22 protein-coding genes are annotated in these 19,743 nt (G+C 67.8%); 13 read left to right on the top strand and 9 right to left on the bottom strand.

Features of this window, described 5'->3' with window-relative positions:
* Positions 1-109 precede the first annotated feature (109 nt).
* On the top strand, positions 110-508 hold the full coding sequence (locus VEG08_07485; GenBank protein ID HXZ27828.1) for an NUDIX domain-containing protein: 399 nt from the start codon (positions 110-112) through the stop codon (positions 506-508).
* A 4-nt stretch (positions 509-512) separates the two neighbouring features.
* Here VEG08_07485 and VEG08_07480 read toward each other — a convergent pair whose 3' ends face one another.
* Together VEG08_07480 and VEG08_07475 are read right to left on the bottom strand one after the other, a co-directional pair.
* Complete coding sequence (locus VEG08_07480; protein HXZ27827.1) at positions 513-1,772, bottom strand: Nramp family divalent metal transporter; 1,260 nt, start codon at positions 1,770-1,772, stop codon at positions 513-515.
* Between the two features lie 219 nt (positions 1,773-1,991).
* Positions 1,992-3,257: a CBS domain-containing protein gene (locus VEG08_07475; GenBank protein ID HXZ27826.1), complete on the bottom strand. Its 1,266-nt coding sequence runs from the start codon at positions 3,255-3,257 to the stop codon at positions 1,992-1,994.
* 312 nt (positions 3,258-3,569) lie between these two features.
* On the opposite strand from VEG08_07475, the gene VEG08_07470 reads away from it, so the two are divergent.
* The 5 genes from VEG08_07470 to VEG08_07450 all read left to right on the top strand — a co-directional run bounded on the left by VEG08_07470 (position 3,570) and on the right by VEG08_07450 (position 5,581).
* Positions 3,570-4,013, top strand: coding sequence for an ATP-binding protein (locus VEG08_07470; protein ID HXZ27825.1), 444 nt, complete (start codon positions 3,570-3,572; stop codon positions 4,011-4,013).
* Positions 4,010-4,354, top strand: a complete 345-nt coding sequence (locus VEG08_07465; protein ID HXZ27824.1) for an STAS domain-containing protein — start codon at positions 4,010-4,012, stop codon at positions 4,352-4,354. Before VEG08_07470 ends, VEG08_07465 begins: the two co-directional genes overlap by 4 nt.
* A gap of 95 nt (positions 4,355-4,449) precedes the next feature.
* Positions 4,450-4,689, top strand: coding sequence for a carboxymuconolactone decarboxylase family protein (locus VEG08_07460; protein ID HXZ27823.1), 240 nt, complete (start codon positions 4,450-4,452; stop codon positions 4,687-4,689).
* An 18-nt stretch (positions 4,690-4,707) separates the two neighbouring features.
* Positions 4,708-4,974, top strand: coding sequence for a hypothetical protein (locus VEG08_07455; protein ID HXZ27822.1), 267 nt, complete (start codon positions 4,708-4,710; stop codon positions 4,972-4,974).
* 49 nt (positions 4,975-5,023) lie between these two features.
* Entirely contained in the window at positions 5,024-5,581 is a 558-nt protein-coding gene (locus VEG08_07450; protein ID HXZ27821.1) for a hypothetical protein, read from the top strand.
* A 4-nt stretch (positions 5,582-5,585) separates the two neighbouring features.
* Here the strand turns inward: VEG08_07450 and VEG08_07445 are convergent, their stop codons facing one another.
* From VEG08_07445 to queF, 3 genes are read right to left on the bottom strand one after another with little or no spacing between them, the layout of a single operon-like run.
* The gene (locus tag VEG08_07445) at positions 5,586-6,761 is read right to left on the bottom strand and encodes a glycosyltransferase family 2 protein (GenBank protein HXZ27820.1); all 1,176 of its coding nucleotides are present in this window, start codon (positions 6,759-6,761) and stop codon (positions 5,586-5,588) included.
* Complete coding sequence (locus tag VEG08_07440; GenBank protein ID HXZ27819.1) at positions 6,758-7,993, bottom strand: MFS transporter; 1,236 nt, start codon at positions 7,991-7,993, stop codon at positions 6,758-6,760. The genes VEG08_07445 and VEG08_07440 overlap by 4 nt, the downstream gene beginning before the upstream one ends.
* Before the next feature lie 56 nt (positions 7,994-8,049).
* Positions 8,050-8,460, bottom strand: a complete 411-nt coding sequence (queF, locus tag VEG08_07435) for a preQ(1) synthase (GenBank protein ID HXZ27818.1) — start codon at positions 8,458-8,460, stop codon at positions 8,050-8,052.
* Between the two features lie 225 nt (positions 8,461-8,685).
* On the opposite strand from queF, the gene VEG08_07430 reads away from it, so the two are divergent.
* The 7 genes from VEG08_07430 (at position 8,686) to VEG08_07400 (ending at position 15,654) form a co-directional block, all read left to right on the top strand.
* Positions 8,686-9,939 carry an efflux RND transporter periplasmic adaptor subunit gene (locus tag VEG08_07430; GenBank protein HXZ27817.1) on the top strand — a complete coding sequence of 418 codons (1,254 nt, stop codon included), beginning with the start codon at positions 8,686-8,688 and terminating at the stop codon, positions 9,937-9,939.
* Entirely contained in the window at positions 9,936-10,913 is a 978-nt protein-coding gene (locus VEG08_07425) for a tetratricopeptide repeat protein (GenBank protein ID HXZ27816.1), read from the top strand. Before VEG08_07430 ends, VEG08_07425 begins: the two co-directional genes overlap by 4 nt.
* 93 nt (positions 10,914-11,006) lie before the next feature.
* Positions 11,007-12,314, top strand: coding sequence for a TolC family protein (locus VEG08_07420; GenBank protein HXZ27815.1), 1,308 nt, complete (start codon positions 11,007-11,009; stop codon positions 12,312-12,314).
* Positions 12,315-12,341: 27 nt separating this feature from the next.
* Positions 12,342-13,211 (top strand): prolipoprotein diacylglyceryl transferase family protein, encoded by an 870-nt coding sequence (locus tag VEG08_07415; protein HXZ27814.1) that lies wholly within the window; start codon positions 12,342-12,344, stop codon positions 13,209-13,211.
* Positions 13,212-13,308: 97 nt separating this feature from the next.
* Complete coding sequence (hpnJ, locus tag VEG08_07410) at positions 13,309-14,829, top strand: hopanoid biosynthesis associated radical SAM protein HpnJ (GenBank protein HXZ27813.1); 1,521 nt, start codon at positions 13,309-13,311, stop codon at positions 14,827-14,829.
* A gap of 10 nt (positions 14,830-14,839) precedes the next feature.
* A complete protein-coding gene (locus VEG08_07405; GenBank protein HXZ27812.1) occupies positions 14,840-15,277 on the top strand; it encodes an EamA family transporter in 438 nt (145 codons plus the stop codon).
* Positions 15,274-15,654 carry an EamA family transporter gene (locus VEG08_07400; protein ID HXZ27811.1) on the top strand — a complete coding sequence of 127 codons (381 nt, stop codon included), beginning with the start codon at positions 15,274-15,276 and terminating at the stop codon, positions 15,652-15,654. The genes VEG08_07405 and VEG08_07400 overlap by 4 nt, the downstream gene beginning before the upstream one ends.
* A gap of 1 nt (position 15,655) precedes the next feature.
* On the opposite strand, the gene hpnE is transcribed toward VEG08_07400, so the two are convergent.
* The 4 genes from hpnE to VEG08_07380 all read right to left on the bottom strand — a co-directional run.
* The gene (gene hpnE, locus VEG08_07395) at positions 15,656-17,065 is read right to left on the bottom strand and encodes a hydroxysqualene dehydroxylase HpnE (GenBank protein ID HXZ27810.1); all 1,410 of its coding nucleotides are present in this window, start codon (positions 17,063-17,065) and stop codon (positions 15,656-15,658) included.
* Positions 17,062-17,952 (bottom strand): phytoene/squalene synthase family protein, encoded by an 891-nt coding sequence (locus VEG08_07390; protein ID HXZ27809.1) that lies wholly within the window; start codon positions 17,950-17,952, stop codon positions 17,062-17,064. Before VEG08_07390 ends, hpnE begins: the two co-directional genes overlap by 4 nt.
* Positions 17,949-18,992, bottom strand: a complete 1,044-nt coding sequence (gene hpnC / locus VEG08_07385) for a squalene synthase HpnC (protein ID HXZ27808.1) — start codon at positions 18,990-18,992, stop codon at positions 17,949-17,951. Before hpnC ends, VEG08_07390 begins: the two co-directional genes overlap by 4 nt.
* 33 nt (positions 18,993-19,025) lie before the next feature.
* A partial coding sequence (locus VEG08_07380) for a zinc-binding dehydrogenase (GenBank protein ID HXZ27807.1) occupies positions 19,026-19,743 on the bottom strand: 718 nt, incomplete at its 5' end.

Raw genomic sequence — 19,743 nt, 5'->3', positions numbered from 1 at the left:
ATATTGACAGCCACTTCCCCGCCGCCTTCGGTCCCGGCGACCGCCAACTGGTGGAGCACTGCGCCCGCCTGCTGGGCCGCCACCTGGAGAAGGGCAGCTCCTCAGCGCGATGAAGCCCAAGCAAGTGGTGGCCGCGCTGCTGGTGCGCGAGGACAAGCTGCTCATCTGCCAGCGCACCCGCCACCAGCCCATGCCGCTGAAGTGGGAGTTCCCCGGGGGCAAGATCGAGGCCGGAGAGCAGCCCACCGAGGCCCTGCGCCGCGAGCTGGAGGAGGAGCTGGGCATCCAGGCGCGCATCGGGAATGAGGTGGCGCACCTGCGCCACGACTACAAGAACGGCGGCGCCGTGGAGCTGCAGTTCTTCCGGGTGGATGAATACGCCGGCGAGATCGAGAACCTGGTCTTTCGCGAGGTGCGCTGGGTGGAGCGCGCCGAGCTCCCGCAATACGATTTCCTGGAGGCCGACCTCACCCTGGTGCGCGACCTGGCGGCCGGCAAGCTGCTCTAGCCGCTCAGGTGAATAGCGTCCACAGGTAGCCCGCCGTGAGCAGGATCAGCACTCCCGCTGTGACCCAGGCGACGATGTCGAACAGCCGGGTATTGGTGTTGTCGCCCATCAGTTCCGGCTTGTTGACCAGCAGCAGCATGAAGATGAGCACGAAGGGCAGCACCGCTCCGTTGACCACCTGGGAAGCGATGGTGACCTTGAGCAGGGGAAAATCGGGCCACAAGGTGAGTCCCGCGCCCACCGCGATCAGCACGGTGTAGAGCCAGTAGAAGGCCTTGGCCTCGCCGAACTTCTTGTCCACCCCGGACTCAAAACCCAGGCCTTCGCACACCGTGAAGGCGGTCGAGAGCGGCAGGATGGAGGCCGCGAACAGCGAGGCGTTGAACAGTCCGAAGGCGAAGAAGACGTAGGCGTAATCGCCCGCCAGGGGACGCAGGGCCTGGGCGGCGTCGGCGGCGGTCTGGATGTCGCGGTGGCCATGCACGAACAGGGTGGCAGCGCAGGCCACGATGATGAACCAGGCCACGAGGTCGGTGAAGATACAGCCGATGACCACGTCCAGCCGGGAGGCGGCGTAGGTCTTCTTGGTGACCCCTTTCTCCACCACCGAGGACTGCAGGTAGAACTGCATCCAGGGGGCGATGGTGGTGCCCACCACGCCCAGCACCATGTAGAGGTAGTCGCGGTTGTCGAAGCTGGAGAGCCGGGGTGGGTTGATGGTGGCCCGGGCCGCCTCCTTCCAGGCGGGATGGGCCAAGAGCCCGGCCACGATGTAGGTGAAATACACGAACGAGGCGACCAGAAACACCTTCTCCACGCTCTTGTACTGGCCCTTCACCACCAGCAGCCACACGATCACGGCGCACACCGGCACGCTGGCGTACTTGGGGATGCCGAACAATTCCAGGCTGAGGGCGATGCCGGAGAATTCCGCCAGCACGTTGCCGAAGTTGGTGAGCAGGATGCCCAGCATCATGAAGAAGGTGATACGGAAGCCGAACTCCTCGCGGATGAGGTCGCTGAGCCCCTTGCCGGTGACCGCGCCCATGCGCGAGGCCATCTCCTGCACCACGATCAGGGCCAGGGTGACCGGGATCATGGTCCACAGCAGGGAGTAGCCGAACTGCGCGCCCGCCTGCGAGTAGGTGGTGATGCCGCCGGCGTCGTTGTCCACGTTGGCGGTGATGAAGCCCGGCCCGATCACTGCCAGTAGCAGCAGCAGTCGCGTCTTCCAGTGGCGGAGCCATTTGGGGCGTCTCTTCATGGCGCACGCGGAGCCCGAGGGGATTCGAAAGGCTCCTCAGGATAAACGGGGACGCAGAATCCCGCCAGCCAGGATTTTCACGAAACTTCCTTAACCACGGAGGGCACAGAGGTAAAGCATCTCAGAACCACGGGCACGAAGACGCAAGAAGGGCAGGCGGCTGCGACCACTGGGGTTCGATCACCGGATCACTCGATCGCCAGATCACCCGATCGGGTTTCAGAGCTTGGCGCGCAGCAGGCTGATCACGTCGTCGGCGGTGATCACGCCGGTCAACCGGCCCTGGTCGTCCACCACCGGCAGCGTGACCAGGTTGTACTTGTCGAACAGGGCGGAGACCTCTTTCTCGTTGGCGCCGGCGTTGCAGGAGAGCAGGGGCTCGGACTGCAGGGTGGAGAGGCGGGTCTCGGGCTTAGCCAGCACCAGGCGCGCCAGGGGCACCGTGCCCACCAGCTTGTCCTGGCCGTTGATGAGGAAGATGGAGCTCAGGCTCTCCACGTCGCCCTCGAAGTGGCGCAGGTGCTCGATGGCCTCGGCGACGGTGGCGTGGGGCGGCAGCGCCAGGTAGTCGGTGGTCATGCGCCCGGCGGCGGTGTCTTCCTCGAAGCCCAGCAGCTCCGCCACCTCCTCGCGTTCTGCCGGCGCCATCTCGTCCAGGATCTCTTCCGTGGTCTCCTTGGGCAGGTCGGCCAGCAGGTCGGCGGCCGCGTCGGGGTTCATCTCCTCCACGATGTCGGCGGCGCGTTCGGAGTCCAGGGACTCGACGATGGAGACCTGCAGCTTGGGATCGACCTCGGCGAGGGCCTCGGCCGCCACTTCCTCGTCCAGGGTCTCGAAGACGGCCTCGCGCTCGGCGGGCGCCAGCTCTTCCACGATGTCGGCGATGTCGGCGGGATGCAGCCGGGCCAGGCGCTCGTGGGCGATCTTCAGCTTGACCCGGCGCGCCGGGTCGGTCTCGATCAGATCCACGAACTCCCAGGGGATGGTGCGGGGCGGGAGCTTGGCCACCAGCGCGTTCAGGGCAGCGCGCGGGACGATCCCCTTGAGCAGGCGGCGGATGGCCCCGCGCATGCCCACGTCCACCTCGCCCACCTTGAGCTGCACGTGGTGGTCGACCTGCTCTTCCAGGAAATCCACGTCGTTGACGCGCACGACCTTGCGCCCGTGGACGTCGATGATCTGCTGGTCGAGCAGGTCGCGCTCCAGCAGCAGCAGGCCTTCGGTGGAACCGTAGAAGGCGGGCCACGCGGCGGCCTCGGTGGCGGCCCGCAGCCCGTGGTGATCGAGCAGTTCGACGCTGGCCGAGGCCAGCAGACGGTCGCCGGAGCGCGTGCGCACGATGAAGCTGGCGACGCGGACGGGGTCCTCCTGCGGGCACAGCGCCACCTCGCGCACACGCCCGCGGCTGGCTCCGGAGGAATCCTGCACAGGAGCGCCCAGAAGCTCGGAGAGGGCCAGCAGCGCCACTGCGCTGAGAATACCCAAGACCGCAGGCGGAATCCACAGCTTGTCGCGCGGCGTGCTGCCGGAGGCACGGGGCGCGGCGGGAAGGCGCCTCTCCGAAGCCGCCGCCGCCCACGGTAGCTTTCGGCCGGGGGTTGCACTATCCTGTCCCTGCGCCCCGGGGTGTGACGGGGTGGACTATTCGTTGACATTCCTGGCTTGCGGAAGGCAAACTACCGGATTCCTGAAGAGGGGGCGGCGCGAGGGTGCGTCCCCCGGACCACGCTCCACCCGGCCAGGCAGCTGGCTCGAGCGCACGGTGAAAATCCATCAGGCGGTGCGGACATCGGCAAGATGACGGGCAACCGGGTTTCCTACACCCTGGACTCAACCCTGGACAGCGTCAACACCGCCGAGGAAACGGCGGAACAGTTGGCTGCCAAAGCCGGCTTCTCCGAGGAGGAGTGTCAGAAGATCTCCATGGCGGTGCGCGAGGCCGCGGTCAACGCCGTGCTGCACGGCAACGCCTATGATCCCAACAAGAAGATGACGGTGTCCTATGAGAATACGGGAGGTTCGCTGGTGGTGACCATCGCCGACCAGGGCCGGGGACTGGATCCTAAGGACATTCCCGATCCCCTGGCCCCGGAGAACCTGCTCAAGCAATCGGGACGCGGCATCTTTCTCATGCGTTCGTTCATGGACGAGGTGCGCATCCGCACCCTGCAACCGGGAACCGAGTTTACCCTCATCAAACACCGCGGCCCCGCCGCGAAGACCAAGGAGGCTTCCAAGTGACCATGAAGGCCAGCACGAGACAGGTGAACGGGGTGACGGTCGTGGATTTGAGCGGCCGCATCACCCTGGGCGAGGGCAGCGTGATCCTGCGGGACACGGTGCGCGACCTGGTGGGCAAGGGCAACAAGAAGATCCTGTTGAACCTGGGCGACGTGACCTATATCGACAGCTCCGGCATCGGCGAGCTGGTCAGCGCGTTCACCACCGTGCGCAACCAGGGCGGCGAACTCAAGCTGCTCAACCTCACCAAGAAGGTGCACGACCTGCTGCAGATCACGAAGCTGTACACCGTCTTCGACGTCAAGGACGACGAAGCGGCCGCGGTTGCGTCCTTCAAATAGGCGGGCGCAGCGCCCCCCGGCCTCCGCCCTTCCCGGCGGCGCGAGGCCTTTTTCCCAGCGGACGCGGCCACCCGGGCCGCGTCCAGGAGTCCACCATGCGCATCACACGACTGGACCAATCCCAGGTTGACGCCGACAGCCAGGCCATCTACGAGCATTACCTCAAGGTCCGCGGCAACGTCCCCAACATGTTCCGCACCGCGGCCCACCGCCCCCAGTTCCTGAAGACCCTGATCGCGCACTTCCGCACGGTGATGGAGACGGGCACGGTGGAGACCAAGCTCAAGGAACTGCTCAGCGTGCGCGTCTCCCAGATCAACCAGTGCGAGTATTGACTGGCCTCGCACACCGCCTTGGCAAGGCGGCTGGGATGGAGCGAGGAGCAGCTTGGCCACCTGGCAGAGTACGCCGGGCGGGCCGACTTCACCGCCCGCGAGAAGGTCGCCCTCCGCTTCGCCGAGCGCGTGACCACCGACTCCAACCACGTGGACGAGGAGCTCTGGGCTGACCTGCGCCGCCACTTCGACGAGGGTGAGGTGGTGGAGCTGGCCGCGGTCATCGGCCTCTTCAACTACTTCAACCGCTTCAACAACGCCCTGCAGATGGAGCCCACCAAGTAGCCCGCCCGGCGTTAGACTAGCAAGGTAGGTCCTCCCTTGGGAGGGTACCTTGACCCCGGCCATCCCGGCCTTGAGACGCGCGCACAGCCTTGCCACTCTCTGGCTGCTGCTGAGCAGCCTGGCTTGGGCGGGCTGCTTGCCCGTCGCCGAAGCCCCCAAGAAGATCGGCGCCGACGCCTGCGTCACCGGCACCGTGCTCAAGGTCCAGGAGAGCGAGAAGGGCGGCGCCTGGTTCCTGGATTTCTGCGAGGACTACCGCCAGTGCCCCTTCACGGTGGTGGTCTTCACCCGCGACCTGAGGGACGTGGGCGACGTGCGCCGGCTGCAGGGCAAGAGCATCGAGGTCTGGGGGCGCATCCAGAGTTACGGCGGGCGCGCCGAGATCATCCTGCGCCACGCGCGCCAGCTTCGCGGGGAAGCCGCCAAGCTCCCGCCCCTCCCCAAGGACTATGACGTGGAGCGTCGCGGTCGCTTCAGCGCCACTGCTCCCGGCGCTCCTAAGCCCAAGCGCCCCACCGGCGGCGCCAGCAAGTCGCCCCCGCTGCCCGGAGCGCCGGGTAACACGCCTCCTACCCCGGACGTGGAAAAGCCCGAGCCGCCGCGCTAGGCGCTCACACCATCCCGCGCCGCAGTTCCTTCAGGGAATACAGCGTGCCGCGCCAGAGCACGCCGCCGCGCGCCAGCGTCAGGAAGGCCGAGCGCACCAGGATGTAGGCGAACATCAGCGCGCCTAGGGGATTGGTCACAAAGTAGAGCGCCGAGATGGGCGAGTACCAGGACATCCCCAGGTAAAGCAGGGCGATGGCCAGCACGGCCAGGCCGTAGCCGAGCCGCGCCCAGCCGTGCGCCAGCCCCAGCCCCAGCCACGGGCCCATGTTCAGCACCAGCATGAGGAAGGCGGCGCCCAGCGTCTTGGCCAGGTTGAAGTTCATCACCGCGAAGGCGTTCTTGGTGAGGTTCTGGACCACGCCCAGCGCGCCCGGAGCCCAGTGCAGCCGGATGAGGTCGCGCCCGAAGGCCACGTTCTGGCGGTAGCCGTGTTCCTTCACCATCTGCCCCAGCTTCATGTCGTCCACCACCGCCAGGCGCAGGCGTTCATAGCCGCCCACGGTTTCATACGCCGAGCGCCGCACCAGGTTGAAGCAACCCGCCCCCAGGTGGTCCCTGGTCTTGGGATCTGAGACCTTCCACGGGCGGTGCCCGAAGGTGAACATCACCTGGAAGAAGCCGATCATCATGCTCTCGCCGGGTGTCGCCATCTCCATGGTGGGCAGCAGGACCATGTGATCGAGCCGCTTCTGTTCCACGCAGGCCATCACGCGGCGCAGGGTGTCGGGACGGAAGAAGATGTCTCCGTCGGTGAACAGCAGCCACTCCCCCGCAGCCTGGGAGGCGGCCGTCCACATGGCGTGGGTCTTGCCCAGCCAGCCCGCCGGCAATTCCGTCACATGGATCACCTTCAGCCGCGAGGATGGGGGCGCGGTCGCAGCCACCTGGTCCATGATCCGCCCGGTGGCGTCGGTGGAGCGGTCGTCCACCGCGATGATCTCGTAGTCGGGATACTCCAGGGCCAGCAATGACTGCAGGCAACGCGCGATGGACTCTCCCTCGTTGCGCGCGGGCACGATGATGCTCACCTGGGGCGCGTTTGACTCCGCTACCGGTTTGTCCCAGGCCGCCTCGATCAGATTCGGCACCTGCGGCATGCCCAGGGCGGCGTCCACGACGCGCGAAAGCCACACCACCGCCAGCAGAGCTCCCAGCGTCCAGACCGCGACCTGGATCATGCCCCCGCTCCGGGCGCGGCGTTGGGGTTGGCGGGCAGGCGCGGGGCGAAGCGCATCCCGTAGAGCAGGATGGCGGAGGAGAGCGCGATGGCGGCCACCGTCGAGACGAACCCGGTCTGCAGGTTGCTGCGGTCGGAGATGTAGCCGATCAGGCTGGGGGAGAAGGCGTCGCCCAGCAGGTGGATCACGAACAGGTTGACGGCGATGGCGGTGGAGCGGATGTGCGCGCCCACTGAATTGATCACGGCGGCGTTGAGCGGACCGGTGTTCATCAGCAGCAGGAACTCGGCGATGAAGATCGCTGGAAACATGGGCCGTCCGCTCAGGTAGATGGCCCCCAGCATCGCCGGGATTCCGAGGCCCAGGGTGGCCGCCGAAACCAGGTAGTAGGCTCCATGGGTGCGGCGCAGCAGGCGGTCGCCCAGCCAGCCTCCGAACAGCGTGCCGACCGTCCCAGTGATGGCGGTCGAAGCCCCGAAGATCAGGTTGGCGTGGTCCAGGCCCACGCCGCGCACGCGGTTGAGGAATGTGGGCATCCACACCTGCAGGCCGCCCAGGCAGAAGGTCATCATGGCCATGCCCAGGGTGGCGGTGAGGAAGGCGCCGTTGCGCGCCAGGTGCAGCAGGCTGGCGCGCTCCGGGGTCTCGCGCAGCCGGTCGGAGAGACCGCGCTCGGGCTCGCGCAGAAAGACCAGCGTGAGCGCCAGCAGAAAACCAGGGATCGCTCCCACGTAGAAGGGCGCGCGCCAGCCGTAGCGCTCGCCCAGCATCCCGCCGATCAGGTAGCCCACCGCCGTCCCCACCGGGATGGCCATGAAGAAAACGGCCAGCATGCGGCCGCGACGCTGCTCCGGAAACAAGTCGGCGATGATCGAAGGCGCCGCCGCGGCGTAGCTGGCCTCGCCGATGCCCACGATGGTGTGTCGTACCAGCAAACCGTTGAAATCCGTGACAAAGGCGGTCAGCAGCGTGGCTCCGCTCCACAGCAGGATGCCGGTGGTGATGATGATCCGGCGCGGGAAGCGGTCGGCCAGCGCTCCCAGGAACGGCGCTGCCACCATGTAGGTCCCGAAGAAGGCGGTGGAGAGCAGGCCGAAGTCCAGGTCATGCCGGTGGAATTCTTTCTGGATCAGCGGCTGCACCGCGAACAGCACCGAGCGGTCGATGTAGTTGAAGAAGTTGATGGCGGTGAGCAGCGCCAGCATGGTCCGGGGATAGATCTTGGGGGGCATGCGCAGGCCGGGACTATACCATGCCGCGGCTGGCGGTCCCCGGGGCGGCGGGGCGCTCAGGCGGGAGGCTTCCCTCTCGGCCGCGGCCAGCGCGCTTCCACCACCGTGCCGATGCCGCCGCGCGGCCGGAACTCCCCCCGCACCACCGCCCACACCGGGCGGGCGGCCCGCACCACGTCCTCCAGCACCCGGTTCACCACGTTCTCCTGGAAGATCCCCAGGTTGCGGTAGGCGAGCACGTACTCCTTCACCGACTTCAATTCCAGACACTGCCGCGCCGGCATGTAGCGGATGGTGAGGGTGCCGAAGTCCGGCAGCCCGGTCTTGGGACACACCGAGGTGAACTCGGGAACGTCGATGACGATCTCGTAGGCGGGAAACTGGTTGGGCCAGGTCTCGATGGCGGGAAAGGGCCCCCCGAGCCCGGCGCGAGCGTGCTTCGGGGTGTAGCGTTTGGCGCGCGGCATCTCCGCCATTCTACTCGAACACTCTGTCTCCGGCTGGATTCTGTCACACCGCGGCCACCCCTAGGGAGGAGCGCGCATCTAAGCTCAAAGCGCCGAAGTCCGCACGCCCCGGCGGGAGGCTGAGCCCGGCGGTCCTCCGGGGAAAGGCAAGGAGTGCCGCTCTTGCAACCGGCCCGATACTCCGATTCATTTATACTTAAGGGTTCTCCTGCCGTCGGCCGTCCGATGCCCTTGGATCATGCCATCGCTTTCGCGCGCAAGCACCGCGCCTCCGTCATCGTGCTCGCGGTCGCGCTGGGGGTGTTGCTGCTGGCGGCCTTCATCTCGGCGCGCCGCGGCCGGGTACCGGTACGCGCGGAGAAGGCGTTGCGCCGGACCATCCTGAATACCATCTCCACCAACGGCAAGATCCAGCCGGTGGACGGCTTCGAGGCGCACGCCCCCCTGGCCACCACCGTGCGGCGGGTGCTGGTGCGCGAGGGCGACTGGGTGAAGAAGGGGCAACTGCTGCTGCAGCTCGACGACGCCGACGCCGCCGCCCAAGCGGCCCGCGCCCTGGCGCAACTGCGCTCCGCCGAAGCCGCCCTGCACGCGGTGCAAGTGGGCGGCACCCACGAGGAAGTCCTGGACCGCCAGGCGGAGCTGGTGAAGGCGCAGGGCGAGGTGGAGGCGGCGCAGCGCAATCTCGACGCCATGCGGCAGCTCAAGCAGAACGGGGCGGCCACCGCGGCGGAGGTGCAGAACGCAGAGAACCGCCTCAAGACCGCCCAGGCCCAACTGAGCGTGCTGGAACAGAAGAAGAGCGACCGCTACTCGCGTCCCGAGGTGGCCAAGGTGCAAGCCCAGGCCGCCGACGCCCGTGCCGCCTACGCCGCCGCCCAGGAGGTGGTGCGCCAGTCCAACGTCACCGCCACCAGCGACGGCACCGTCTACAACCTGCCCGTCCACCCGGGCATGTACGTCGCCGCCGGCGACCTGCTGGTGCAGGTGGCCGACCTCTCCACCGTGCAGGTGGCCGCCTACGTCGACGAGCCCGACATCGGGCGCCTGGAGCGCGGCCAGAAGGTGACCCTGGCGTGGGACGCCATTCCGGGGCGCACCTGGGCGGGCACGGTGACGCGCGTGCCCACCACCGTCAGCCTGCTGGGCACTCGCACCGTCGGCCAGATCACCTGCGAGATTCCCAACCCGGACCACAAGCTGCTGCCCAACGTGAACGTCAGCGTCACCATCACCACCGCCCGCCACGACCACGCTCTCACCGTACCGCGCGAGGCGGTCCACCAGGAAGACGGGCAGCATTACGTCTTCCAGGTCGTGGACGGCGAACTGCAGCGGCGCGAAGTGGAAACCTCGGTCGCCGACCTCACCCGCATCGAGGTGGTGCGCGGCCTGGAGGACGACGCGGTGGTGGCGTTGGGCTCGACCAACGGCCAGGTGCTGCGTTCCGGCCTGCCGGTGCGCGTCGTCCAGCGATGACCCGGATCTTCTCTACGGTGTTGGTGCTGCTGGGGCTGGCAGGCGCGGCCCCCGCCCTTCCCCCGCGTCCCGCTGCGCCCGCACCCGCGGAGATGATCGCCGCCGGCCGCATCGATGAGGCAGTGAACCTGCTGCGGGCGCGCGTGGCCGCCTCCCCCAACGACGCCGAGGGCTTCAACCTGCTGGCCCGTGCCTATTACGCGGAGGAGCGCTGGGACGACGCCGTCCACGCCGCCGAGCGCAGCATCGCCCTGCAGCCCGACAACAGCAACTACCACATGTGGCTGGCCCGCGCCGACGGCCTGAAGGCGGAGCACTCCAATTTCTTCACCGCCGCCCGCATGGTGGGCCGCATCAAGCGCGAATTCGAGCGCGCGGTCGAACTCGACGGCTCCAACGTCGAGGCCCGCTCCAACTTGGCCGAGTTCTACATCGAGGCCCCGGGGTTCCTGGGCGGCAGCAGCGACAAGGCCCGCATCCAGGCGCAGGCGATCGCCTCCCTCAATCCCCCGGTCTCCATGTGGGTGCTGGCGCGGCTGGCGGAGAAAGAGGGCGACCCCGGGGAAGCCGAGCGCTTCTACCGCGCCGCCATCGAGGCCAGCCACGGCTCGGCCCCCACCTGGATCGACCTGGCTTCTTTCTTCCGCCGGGTCAAGCGGTACGACGACATGGAGCAGGCCATCCAGCAGGCCTTGGCCGCCGACCACAAGAACGGCGACGACCTCTTCGACGCGGCTGGGCTCCTGCTGCGCGCCGACCGCAACCTGCCCCTGGCGGCCCAGTCGCTGCGTCGGTACCTGGAGTCGGGGAGGCCGGTGGAGTCCGCTCCTCTGAATCAGGCCCATCAGTTGCTGGGAGCGGTCCTGGAAAAACAGGGCGACCGCCCGGGTGCGCTGGCCGAGTACCGAGCGGCCCTGGCGCTGGCCGCCGACTACAAGCCCGCCAAGGAAGGCATCCGGCGCCTGCAACCCTGAGGCCGGAACCCCGTCGCTTCGGCCGCGCCTGCATCTTCCCCAGTTGCTATACTCCCTTCTCCGACCCTGGAACTCCATCTCCGAGGTGGTGTCATGAAAGCCCTTCTTCGCTCCACGGTGTGGCTGCTGACCCTGGTCTGCATGCTGGCGGCGCTGGGCCGGCCGGCCGCCGCCGGCGATCCTCTGCCCTTCCGCCGCGCCATCGAACTGGCGCTGCACCACAGTGGCGACATGGCCATCGCCGCCGCCGACCAGGAGGCCGCCCACCAGTCCTACCTGGAGACGCGCAACGGCTATCTGCCCACCATCATCGTGGGCTCGGGGGTCGCCGCCAGCTACGGCTTCCCCATGAGCCTGGAAGGCGCGGCTCCTTCGGTCTTCAACGTCACCACCCAGCAGTACCTGTACAACCCGGCGGTGCAGCAGTTCCTGAAAGCCGCGCGCACGGACTGGAACGCCAGCGGCATCAGCGTGGAAGACCGCCGCAACCAGGTCATCCTGGAGACGGCCCTGGTCTACGCCGAGCTCGACAAGCTGAGCAGCACCCTGCACGTGCTGCAAGAGCAGGCGGGCTCGGCACAGCGCGTCGAGCAGGTGGTCAGCATGCGAGTGCAGGCCGGGGTGGACAACGAGCTGGAGATCACCCGCGCCAAGCTCACGGCCGCGCGCGTGCGCCTGAACCTGGCCGATGCCGAGAGCCGCGCCGCCGTCCTGCGCGCCCGCCTGGCGCAGCTCACCGGGCTGCCCGCCGACAGCATCGAGACGGTCACCGAGTCTATTCCCGAACTGCCTGCGGTCCCGGCCGAGGAAGTCTCCGAGAAGACCCTCGACCAGGACCCGGAGGTCCGGGTGGCCAACGAGCGCGCCGCCGCCATGGTCTTCCGCGCCAAGGGTGAGCACCGCATGCTCTATCCCTCCATCGACCTGGCCGGCCAATACGGCCTGTTCTCCAAGTTCAACAACTACGACCAGTACTTCAAGAAGTTCCAGCGCAACAACGTCACCTTCGGGCTGGAGATCCGCTTCCCGCTGTTCAACTTTTCGCAGAAGGCGCGCGCCCAGGCCGCGGACGCCACCGCCCTGCGCGCCCAGAAACAGGCGGAGGACGTCAAGAACCGCCTCTCGGTCGAGACCCTCAAGCTCGAGGGCGCGGTCAAGCAATTGGCGGCCGCCCGCGAGGTGGCCCGCCTGGAGTACACCCTGGCTCGCGCCGACGCCGACGCGGTCGGCATCCGGCTGGTGGCGGGCACCGCCACCGTCCGCGACCAGGAGCGCGCCCGCCTGCTGGAGAACGACAAGTACCTGGCCCTGCTCGACGCCACCTTCCAGCTCGACCAGGCGCAGATGCAGTTGCTCAAGACCGCCGGCAAGCTGCAGGAGTGGGCGCTGACGGGAAAATGAAGAATTGAGAATGGAGAATGCAGAACGGTGCGCGTTCATTCTGCATTCTCAATTCTGCATTCTGCATTCCTTGGAGGAAGTCTGTATCCCTACATCCACCTCGGCCCGCTGACTCTGGGCACCTACGGCCTGATGGTCTGGCTTGGACTGGTCGCGGGCTTCTATGCCCTGCAGGCCGACCTGCGCCGCCGGCGGCTCGCCGGCGACGCTTACTTCATCATCCTGGGCATCGCGGTGGCCGGCCTGGTGGGCTCCAAGCTCTACCACGACCTGGAGAGCCCGCGCGAGTTCCTGGCTCATCCCTTGATCTTCTTCAGCAATACCGGCTTTGCCTGGTTCGGGGCGGTGCTGGGCGGGCTGCTCGCCCTCGGGCTTTTCTCCCGCCACTATCGCATTCCCTACCTGACCATGCTCGACGTCTGCGCCCCGGCGGCCACTGTGGGCTACGCCATCGGCCGCCTGGGTTGCCTGCTGGCAGGCGACGGCGACTACGGCGTCCCCACCTCCCTGCCCTGGGGCATGAGCTTTCCCAACGGGCTGGTGCCCACCACCGAGCGGGTGCATCCCACTCCCATCTACGAGTGCCTGGCCTGGCTGTTGATCTTCTGGCTCCTCTGGCGGGAGGGGAGACGTGCGACCGAGATCCAGCGGCCCGCGGGCCTGGTGCTCTCCCACTACCTGATCCTGACCGGCCTGGCCCGCTTCCTGGTGGAGTTCATTCGCATCAATCCGCGCTATTATCTGGGCTTCGGAGGTGCGGGCGTCATCGCCCCCGCCCACGACGCCCTGCTGATGTGGAGCAACGCGCAGGTGGCGGGGCTGATCTCGGTGGCGGCGGGTTGCGTGCTGTGGGCCGCGGCGCTGGGTTTCCGCCGCCGAGGTCGGAGGGCCGCTTAATGCCGGGGTTCCCCGCCTGGGTTCCCCATTCCCCTCTCCCCGCTTTTCTTTTCGCAATGCCCCGTAGGATGTTAGACTTACGGATTATACGGGCACCATGCCACTGAAGACCTTATTCCTCAATCCGCCGTCGTTCGAGAATTTTGACGGGGGTGCCAGTTCGCGCTGGCCGGCCACCCGCGAGATCGAATCCTACTGGTATCCGGTCTGGCTGGCCTACCCCGCCGGGATGCTGGAGGGCTCGCGCCTGCTGGACGCGCCCCCGCACCACGTCTCCGCCCAGGAGACCATCCAGATCGCCAAGGACTACGAGTTCCTGGTGCTGTTCACCAGCAGCCCGGGGTGGCGTGGCGACCACAAGCTGGCGGAGGCCATCAAGGGCGCCAACCCCTCGATCAAGATCGCCTTCGTGGGCCCGCCCGTGACCACCGAGCCGGAGCGCGCGCTCAAGGAGTGCGCCGCCATCGACTTCGTCTGCCGCCGCGAGTTCGACTACTCGGTGGCCGAGTTCGCCCAGGGCAAGCCCCTGGCGGAGATCCTGGGCATCTCCTATCGCAAGAACGGGGGCATCGCCCACAACCCCGACCGCCCCCAGCTCGCCGATCTGGACGCGCTGCCCGACGTCACCGACGTCTACCGGCGCGACCTGGATGTGCGCCGCTACAACGTCCCCTTCCTGCTCTATCCCTTCGTCTCGCTCTACACCACCCGCGGCTGCCCGGCGCAGTGCACCTTCTGCCTGTGGCCGCAGACCCTGAGCGGGCATCCCTGGCGCAAGCGCTCCAGCGAGCGCGTCGCCCGCGAGATGGCCAAGGCCAAGGAATACTGGCCCTACGTGAAGGAATTCTTCTTCGACGACGACACCTTCAACATCCAGAAGGCGCGCACCATCGAGCTGTGCGAGAAGCTGAAGCCGCTGAAGCTGACCTGGTCCTGCACCTCGCGCGTCACCACTGACTACGAGACCCTGAAGGCCATGAAGGAAGCCGGGTGCCGCCTGCTGATCGTGGGCTACGAGTCCGGCGACCAGCAGATCCTGAAGAACATCAAGAAGGGGGCGACGGTCGAGCGCGCCGTCCAGTTCACCAAGGACTGCAAGAAGCTGGGGCTGGTGGTGCATGGCGACTTCATCCTGGGCCTGCCCGGCGAGACCCGCGAGACCGTGGAGAAGACCATCCGCTTCGCGAAGTCCCTGGACGTCGAGACCATCCAGGTGTCCATCGCCCACGCCTATCCCGGCACCGAGCTCTACGACTTCGCCAAGAAGAACGGCTTCATCATCAACGAGCAGCAGATGGTGGACGAAGGCGGCCACCAGCTCGCCCACATCGAGTATCCCGGCCTGCCGCGCGAGGAGATCATGGAGGCGGTACACCGCTTCTACGACGAGTACTACTTCCGCCCCAAGGCGGTCTTCCGCATCGTCCGGAAGGCGGTCTTCGACTCCACCGAGCGCAAGCGTCTGTACAAAGAAGCCAAGGCTTTCCTGGCGCTGCGCTCGCAGCGCAAACGCTACGTGAAAGACCGTCGCGCCCAGACGGGGCCTCCCGCGGCGCCGCCTTCCGGCCCGGCGGACGATTCCGTTCGCGACCACACCGCAGAAGCGGTCGAGGTCTGAGAAGGTCCCTGTGAACCTCAGGAAGTACCTGGTCCTGGTCGCCATCCTCATCTTCGGCCCGCTCGGCGACGTCTTCCTCAAACGCGGCATGGGACAGGTGGGAGCGGTCACCGCCGCCCACTGGACTCAGGTCATCAGCGCCGTTTTCACCCCCTGGGTGGCGCTGGGCATCGGCTTCCTGCTGGTATTCTTCGCCGCCTACCTGCACGCCCTCTCCTGGGCCGATCTCACCTACGTGCTGCCTGCCACCTCCCTGGGCTACGTGGTCCTGGCCCTGCTCTCCACCTACATGCTGCACGAGCAGGTGGACCTGACGCGCTGGCTGGGCATCCTGCTGGTGAGCCTGGCGGTGGGCTTCGTGACCCGCGGGCCCGAGGTCACTCCCAGGAAGCAACGGGAACCGCGGCCCGAGCCGGCCCTGGGCGCGCCGGTGCGGAGCGAGCCATGAGGACCCTCTATACCTGGGTGGGCATCGCCGCGGTCGTGCTCTTCTCCAGCGCCGGCGACGTCCTGCTCTCGCGCGCCATGAAGAAGATCGGCGACGTGGGCCAGTTGCGGCGGCAGATCGGCATTTTCGGGGTGGTGGGACGCATCCTGACCAGCCCCATCTTCTTCTCCGGGCTGGCCTGCATGGCCCTGGCCTTCTTCAGCCTGCTGCTGGCGCTCTCCTGGGCGGACGTAAGCCTGGTGGCCCCGGCCTCTGCTTCCCTCACCTTCGTGACCAGCGCCATCGCCGCCAAGTTCCTGCTGCATGAGAATGTGGACCGGCGGCGCTGGCTGGCCGCGCTGCTGGCCTGCGCCGGCGTGGCCCTGCTGGCGCGGTGATCTAGGCGAACAATCGCATCAGCCCTCGCGCCGGCAAGTCCGGAACCAGGAAGCGCTCGTCCCGGCCCACGCTCTTCAGCAAGGCCTCGGCCGCCTTGTAGCCGCTGCGCACTGCACCCTCCATGGTGGCGGGCCAGCCGGTGGCGGTCCAGTCGCCCGCCAGGAAGAGCCGCGGCCAGGGCGTGGCCGCCCCCGGACGGTAGGCGTCCGACTGCGGCACCGCCGAGTAGGTGGCGTTGACCTCCTTGATCACCGTGGCCTTGACCAGCTTGGCCCGCGAGGCTCCCGGAAAGAACTCCGCCAACTCGCGCTGCGCCATCTCCAGGACCTCGTTGCGCGTCTTCTCCACCAGCGATTTCGACGAACTCACCACCAGTTCGACGTAGGAGCCAGTCTCCGGTTGCGAAACTGCGTGCCGGTCGAGGAGCAGCGACTTGTGGAACATCCACTGGATGGTGCGCTCGAGGAGCACGGCATGGGGCAGATCGGTGATCTGGCGGTCGAACCATAAGTGGATGCCGGTGATGGGGGAAGTCGTGAATCGTTCGAGTTTAACTTGAATGTCATTGAACTCCCCGGCGGGCGGCAGCAGGCGCGCCAGAACGTCGAAGGGGACTGCCAGAACCGCCGCCTCCGCCGCCATTTCCCGGCCCCCGGCCAGCAGTCTTAGGCCCTGTCCAGCCGGCTCCAGCTTCTCCACGGAGGCTCGCAGCAGCACCTCCCCGCCACGGGCGCGGATAAAGTCGGCTGCCGCGCCGTAAAGTTCTCCCAGCGGCACCGCCGGCACTCCCATGCGTCCCGCCTCCGCCGACTTCAGGAAGGACTCCCGAAAGACCTGCGCCGCGTAGTACACCGAGACCCGGTCCAGGTCCTCGTTCAGGGCGCTGACCAGTACCACCTTCCAGAAGCGCTCGATGGCGCGTTCGGTCTGGCCGTGGCGCCGCAGCCAGGAGAGGAAGTTCTCCGGGGTATCGGCGGGCAGCCGCCGCATGATGCTGGACATGGCGCGGGCGATGGCCAGCTTGTCGCGCAGCCGCAGCGAGGGTGCGCCCAGGAACGAGGGCGCGGTGTGCAGGGGCGCCGGCAGCCACGACGGCCGGATGACCGAGCACCGTCCTCCCGGCTCGACAAACGTGAGCTGGTCGAACCAGCGGATCCGCCCTTCCACCCCGATGCGGCGGTAGAAGTCCAGCAAATTGGTGCAGCAGCCCAGCAGCACGTGCTGGCAGTTGTCCACGATCTCGCCGGTCCCAGGATGCTCGTAGGAGGAGGCGCGCCCGCCCACGAAGGGGCGGCGCTCGAAGAGGGTGACGCGGCAGCCGGCGGCGGCCAGGGCGCAGGCGGCGGAGAGGCCGGCCAGCCCGCCGCCCACCACCCCCACCTTCGGAGCTTGCGCTGGGTGGGCGGTCATGCGGCCAGGCGTCGCAGGATCCCCTTGGACAGGATGTGCAGCTTCTCCGGGACGCTGAGGCGCACGCGCTCGCGGAAGACGTCGTAGCCGCGGGCGGCGATCTTCTCCAGCAGGCAGCGGTAGATCTCGACCAGGGTCCACAGCGCGGGGCGGCTGTCGGCGTCGATCAGGGGCAGCAACTGCTCAGCGGCGCGGTAGAACTCGCGCGCCCGCGCCGCTTCCATCTCCAGCACCGGGCGCAGCGCCGCCGGATCGAAGCCGTTGCCCAGTTGCGCCGCCGAGAGGTCGAAGCGCGCCAGGTCCTCCTCGGGCAGGTAGACGCGGCCCATGGCGGCGTCCTCTTTTACGTCGCGGATGATGTTGGTGAGCTGGAAGGCCAGGCCGGTGCGCTCCGCCAAGGGCTCGGCGGCGGGGTCGCGATAGCCGAAGATGCGGATGCACACCAGGCCCACCACCGAGGCCACGTAGTGGCAGTAGGCACGCAGATCGTCGAAGGTGCGATAGGCAATGGGGGGACCGGGACCTCCCCGCTCCCGCTCGGGAAGGTCCATGGCCGTGCCCTGCACCAGTTGGTCGAAGAGCTGGGGCGGGATCTGGAAGCGCTGCTGGGCGTCGGCGAGGGCCAGCAGCACGGGATCGTCGCTGGCCTCGCCCGCCAGCACCCCGTGGAGGTCTTCCAGCCATTGCGCCAGACGCGCGTGCTTCTCCTCCAGGGGAAGCCCGGGATCGTCGCAGATGTCGTCGGAGTGCCGCATGAAGGCATAGACCGCGGCCAGGGCGTTGCGTTTCGCCCGCGGCAGCACCAGGAAGGCGTAGTAGAAGTTGCGGGCGGCGGAGCGGGTGATGCCGCGGCAGACGGCGTAGGCGTGATCGAGCTGCGTGCTCATCGCAGCTTCCCGAGAGCGGCGCGCGCCACCAGCCCCAGCTTGCGCGGCTTGGAGACCACGGGGCGGCGGCGCAGCACGTCGTAGTCCTGGCCCGCGATGGCGTCCAGGATGGCCTGGCCGCCGCGCGTGAAGAGCTCGATGTCGACCGCCAACTCGCGGTCCACCTGGCGGGCCAGGGGCAGGCCACGCGCAAACCACTCCCGCGCCCGCTCCACCTCGAAGCGCATCAGGTCGCGGACGGCTGAGGTGAAGCGGCGCTCCGCGATCTGCTGCTCCGGGACCGAGAAGCGCTCCAGGTCCTCAAGGGGAAGATAGATGCGGCCCTTGGCGTAGTCCACGATCACGTCCTGCCAGAAGTTGGCGAGCTGCAAGGCGGTGCAGGTGAAGTCGGAGAGGCGATGGCGCTCCTCGTCGCGGTAGCCGCAGGCGTAGAGCACCAACTGGCCCACGGGATTGGCGGAGTAGCGGCAGTAGCCCAGGACGTCGTCGAAGCTGGGATAGCGCTTCACCGTCTGGTCCTGGCGGAAGGCCCGCAGCAGGTCGGCGAAGGGCTGGCGGGGGATGTCGCACTGGCGGATGGTCTCGCGCAAGGCGAGGAAGACGGGGTGGCGGGGCCGGGCCAGGTTGCGGGCGGCGGGCTGCGCCTCCAGCTTCTCCACTTCGCCGCGGATCTCGCGCGGCAGCGGCTCCACTAGGCTCAGGTAAGTGGCGTTCAGCTCCTCTTCCCACTCGTCCAGCAGGGCCAGCGACTGCCCGGGATCGCCCACCTCGTCGCCCAGGTCGTCGGAGATGCGGCAGTAGGCGTAGATGGAGAAAAAGTGCGGCCGCAGCCGCTTGGGCAGGAACCAGGTGGCGACCGAGAAATTCTCGTAATGGGAGCGGGCCAGACGCTCGCAGTAGGCCAGGGCCTCGGCCAGCGAGGGCGCGCGCTCAGGGATGGCGTATTCCGGCGGCAGCTTGCTCCACCCACCCGGGCGCGGGGCGAGCGCGGGCGAGGATTCTCCCGCGGGATGAAGCTCGTTGCTGGCGACCGATGGCATGGTTGTGGCGCGGCCGACCGTCCGCCGGCCGGGCTAGTGGCCCGGGATGATCGCCGTCTTGATGTCGCCGTTGCGGTTCAGCATGTGCCGCAGCACCTGCTGCAAGCGGGAGAGCGGCGCCTCGCTGGTGACGTAGTCGGTCCCCTTGACCTTCTTCTCGGCGATCAGCGCGAAGGCCTTGCGCACCGTCTCGGGGGTATGGTGGAAGGTGGCCTTCAGCGTGATCTCGGAGTAGTGCAGGCGGCTGGTGTCGAGCTGCACGCGAGTCCCGTTGGCGCAGCCCCCGAAGAAATTCACCGTGCCGCCGCGGCGCACCATGCCTACGGCCCACTCCCAGGCGTCGGGGCGGCCCACCGCTTCGATGACCACGTCGGCGCCCCGGCGGTCGGGGCTCAGGGTGCGGACGGCCTCCACCGGGTCGTCCACTTCGGTGATCTGCACCACGTCGTCGGCGCCGAACTTCTTGGCGGCGTCTACCTGGGAATCGCGCTTGACCACGCCCACCACGTTGCACCCGATGAGCTTGGCCACCTGCACGAACATCAAGCCGATGGGCCCCCCGCCGATCACCGCCACGGTGTCGCCGATCTCCACCCCGGTCTCATGCAGGCCGCGCAGGACACAAGCCAGCGGCTCCGCCATGGCGGCCGCGTCGAACGAGACGGCCGGCGGGATGGCCAGCATGTTGGTCTCCACGATGCGCCGCGGGATGCGGATGTACTCGGCATAGGCACCGTTATTGAACAACAAG

The organism is Terriglobales bacterium (genome assembly GCA_035624475.1).
Taxonomy (GTDB): Bacteria; Acidobacteriota; Terriglobia; order Terriglobales; family Acidobacteriaceae; genus DASPRL01.
Note: the sequence above shows the minus strand (reverse complement) of the source record. Positions and strands in the feature narration are given on the sequence as shown.

What these genes read in the sequence shown, in the direction of transcription:
- VEG08_07445 (HXZ27820.1), bottom strand. Translation starts at nt 6,761, where the DNA reads ATGATCCAGGTCGCGGTCTGGACGCTGGGAGCTCTGCTGGCGGTGGTG.
- VEG08_07485 (HXZ27828.1), top strand. Translation starts at nt 110, where the DNA reads ATGAAGCCCAAGCAAGTGGTGGCCGCGCTGCTGGTGCGCGAGGACAAG.
- VEG08_07400 (HXZ27811.1), top strand. Translation starts at nt 15,274, where the DNA reads ATGAGGACCCTCTATACCTGGGTGGGCATCGCCGCGGTCGTGCTCTTC.
- VEG08_07470 (HXZ27825.1), top strand. Translation starts at nt 3,570, where the DNA reads ATGACGGGCAACCGGGTTTCCTACACCCTGGACTCAACCCTGGACAGC.
- VEG08_07460 (HXZ27823.1), top strand. Translation starts at nt 4,450, where the DNA reads ATGCGCATCACACGACTGGACCAATCCCAGGTTGACGCCGACAGCCAG.
- VEG08_07440 (HXZ27819.1), bottom strand. Translation starts at nt 7,993, where the DNA reads ATGCCCCCCAAGATCTATCCCCGGACCATGCTGGCGCTGCTCACCGCC.
- hpnE (HXZ27810.1), bottom strand. Translation starts at nt 17,065, where the DNA reads ATGACCGCCCACCCAGCGCAAGCTCCGAAGGTGGGGGTGGTGGGCGGC.
- VEG08_07430 (HXZ27817.1), top strand. Translation starts at nt 8,686, where the DNA reads ATGCCCTTGGATCATGCCATCGCTTTCGCGCGCAAGCACCGCGCCTCC.
- VEG08_07420 (HXZ27815.1), top strand. Translation starts at nt 11,007, where the DNA reads ATGAAAGCCCTTCTTCGCTCCACGGTGTGGCTGCTGACCCTGGTCTGC.
- hpnJ (HXZ27813.1), top strand. Translation starts at nt 13,309, where the DNA reads ATGCCACTGAAGACCTTATTCCTCAATCCGCCGTCGTTCGAGAATTTT.
- VEG08_07390 (HXZ27809.1), bottom strand. Translation starts at nt 17,952, where the DNA reads ATGAGCACGCAGCTCGATCACGCCTACGCCGTCTGCCGCGGCATCACC.
- hpnC (HXZ27808.1), bottom strand. Translation starts at nt 18,992, where the DNA reads ATGCCATCGGTCGCCAGCAACGAGCTTCATCCCGCGGGAGAATCCTCG.
- VEG08_07425 (HXZ27816.1), top strand. Translation starts at nt 9,936, where the DNA reads ATGACCCGGATCTTCTCTACGGTGTTGGTGCTGCTGGGGCTGGCAGGC.
- VEG08_07480 (HXZ27827.1), bottom strand. Translation starts at nt 1,772, where the DNA reads ATGAAGAGACGCCCCAAATGGCTCCGCCACTGGAAGACGCGACTGCTG.
- queF (HXZ27818.1), bottom strand. Translation starts at nt 8,460, where the DNA reads ATGCCGCGCGCCAAACGCTACACCCCGAAGCACGCTCGCGCCGGGCTC.